We start from the raw sequence: 2738 nt of genomic DNA, 5'->3' as shown, positions 1-2738 counted from the left end.
TGTCGAAGTACACCAGGTTGCCGCTGCGCACGTTCACGGCACCCACCGAAACACGGATCGGGCCGTCATTGATGCGGTCGAAATCGGCGAAGCGTTGCAGAGTCGCCTTGAGCGCGGCGGTATCGTAATAGCTCACGGCGCTGGGCGGCGTTTTCTGCAGACCCGCCACCGGCAGCGGCCGGCGCGGCGCGAAGAAGCCGGGCTGACCTTCGGTAAGCGCGCGGCCCGCGGCCCACATGCTGGCCCAGCGGCGCGCCAGCTCGTTGTGGCCGAACAGCGGCAGCGCCAGCGAGCCGAGGTTGCCGAACCAGTCCAGCGGATGGCAGATCGACTCCCAGAAGCCGCGCAAGGCGGCGACGCGCTGGTCGGGCGGATTGCCCGCGATGATCGCCGTATTGAGCGCGCCGATCGACACGCCCGCGATCCAGTGCGGTTCCACACCCGCCTGCGCCAGGCCTTCGAACACACCGGCCTGATAGGAACCGAGCGCGCCGCCGCCTTGCAGGACGAGTGCGATTTCGTCGTAGCGCGGCAGCTCAAACGGCTTGCGCTCGGAGTTGCGCTCTTGATGGGCGATTGTTTTGCTGCTGCGCATAGACACTCCTTAGTGCATCGACCAGCCGTGCGTGACGAGCACCGATTGGCCCGTCAGCGCATTGGAGCCGAAGCCCGCGAGGAATGCGACCGTGTTGGCGACATCGTCTACCGAGGTGAATTCGCCATCCACGGTGTCCTTGAGCATCACGTTCTTGACGACGTCCTCCTCCGAGATGCCCAGCGCCTTGGCCTGTTCAGGAATCTGCTTGTCCACCAGCGGCGTGCGCACGAAACCCGGGCACACGACATTGGCGCGCACGCCACGCGGGCCGCCTTCCTTGGCGACCACGCGTGCAAGACCCAGCAGACCGTGCTTGGCCGTCACGTAAGCCGCCTTGAGCTTCGAAGCCTCATGCGAGTGCACCGAGCCCATATAAACGATCGAACCGCCCTTGCCGCTGCCGTACATGTGCTTGAGCACGGCCTTGGTGGTGAGGAACGCACCGTCGAGGTGAATCGCCAGCATCTTTTTCCAGTCGCCGAATGCGAATTCGTCGACCGGGCTGATGATCTGGATGCCGGCGTTGGAGACCAGCACGTCGATGCCGCCAAACACCTTCGCCGCTTCTTCGATGCCCGCGTTCACGGCTTCTTCATTGGTCACGTCCATCGCCACGGCGAGCGCCCGGCCACCGGCCGCCACGATGCTGTCGGCCACCTTGCCTGCTGCGGCGAGGTTCAGGTCGGCGATCACGACCGCCGCGCCCTGCTGCGCGAACGTGCGCGCGCAATGTTCACCAATACCGCTTGCTGCGCCAGTAATCACGGCGACCTTGTTCTTCAACGACATAAGTAATCCTTATTGAATCTATTAAAAATTAGACGAGTGCGGGTTCTTCGTCGCTCTGACGCGCCGGTTTATCTGCTGTGGCGGCGGTATCCGCGAGATAGTCGAAGGCGACTTCGCCGATATCGAGCGTGAGATTCGCAATCACATGACGCGCGCCCACCACGCGGCGCACTGGCAGATCCGCGACAGGCGCCAGCGCGTGCGGGTGCAGTTCGATCGCCGCCGGGCCGCTCCACGCGCCCAGCACCGTCACATCACGCAGATAGAAGCGCACGAGTTCGCAGATGCGCGCCGTGCCGTCCACATGCGGGATCACCTTGAGCAGGTAGTTGGGTGTATCGGCGAGCTTGCGGCGTTCGTCTTCGTTGTTGAGCACATGGTGCTTGTAGCCCATCGTGCCAGTAGCGACGCGTTGCGTGCCGTAATCGAGCGTGCCGAGCAGCGTGTCGTTGCCGTCCACGCCCAGCACCGGACGGGCGAGCTTCTTCGGAAAACCCCAGATTTCGCGACCGCCTGCGATCGGGCCTTCATCGTCGAGATACATCGAATGCGTGTAGTTGGCCAGACGCCCCTGCGGATCGCGCACCGAGACGACCTGCCCGCTTTCGGTGTAATCGCCGAAACCCGACGAATCCGGCATGCGGATGAACTCGTAATGCACGAGGTTGTTCTCGGGCTTGAGCGGCTCGGGCACGATGGCGCGCAGCGCATCGGGGTCCGTTTCGTAGGTGATGATGAAGTATTCGCGATTGACGAAGCGAAACGGCGGGCGCGGATACGCGGGATTGTGTACCGGCATTGCAAACGCCTCGCGGCGGATTTGTGCTAGATCCATGCTGTCCTCATGACTGAGCTGCGGTAAAACGTCGCGACTAATCATAGAGGCGAATGGACCACGCGGTATGATCCGAGATCGACAAACACCGTTGCGATTCTGGCAATTAAGAAGGTATTTGAAAGGAAATACCCGTATATTATTCACGACTTCATCATGCCCTTTTCACATCCAGAATTGATTTGTTTCGTTTTTGTATCTGGTGCGTTGCGCGGATCGATCAAACGAATGCTTCACTGGCAATAAGGGAATGAATGCAAGATTAATGCGATCGTCTTGTTAGTTGTGTACGCAACTAATAATGCCGATAAAAATGGAAAACGCGCGTCGCGCGCAGACACGGACGCGCGTGGGTCGTGCAGGTTCGCTTCAGAAGTTGTACTGCACGTAGATCTGGCTGAAATTGATGCCAGGATTCGGATGCTTGAGCCCGGCATTCGACAGATGCTGAAAGCGGAAACCCGCCTGGTAGTTCTGGTGTTCGCCGAATTGCGCGCCCACACCCACCATATCCGC

Annotated in this window: 4 protein-coding genes; all 4 read right to left on the bottom strand. The window is 60.8% G+C overall.

What is annotated here, in order from left to right:
* Positions 1–595: patatin-like phospholipase family protein (locus VG320_RS14360; RefSeq protein WP_327200767.1), on the bottom strand; the 595-nt coding region annotated here is incomplete at its 3' end.
* A gap of 9 nt (positions 596–604) precedes the next feature.
* Positions 605–1387 (bottom strand): 3-hydroxybutyrate dehydrogenase, encoded by a 783-nt coding sequence (locus VG320_RS14355; protein WP_327200766.1) that lies wholly within the window; start codon positions 1385–1387, stop codon positions 605–607.
* A gap of 28 nt (positions 1388–1415) precedes the next feature.
* A complete protein-coding gene (locus VG320_RS14350) occupies positions 1416–2222 on the bottom strand; it encodes an acetoacetate decarboxylase (protein WP_327200765.1) in 807 nt (268 codons plus the stop codon).
* A 369-nt stretch (positions 2223–2591) separates the two neighbouring features.
* Positions 2592–2738, bottom strand: a 147-nt coding sequence (locus VG320_RS14345; protein WP_327200768.1) for an acyloxyacyl hydrolase, incomplete at its 5' end; no start/stop codon positions are given.

The organism is Paraburkholderia sp. (assembly GCF_035948235.1).
In the GTDB taxonomy this organism is placed as follows: domain Bacteria; phylum Pseudomonadota; class Gammaproteobacteria; order Burkholderiales; family Burkholderiaceae; genus Paraburkholderia.
This window is presented reverse-complemented; position numbering and strand designations above follow the sequence as displayed.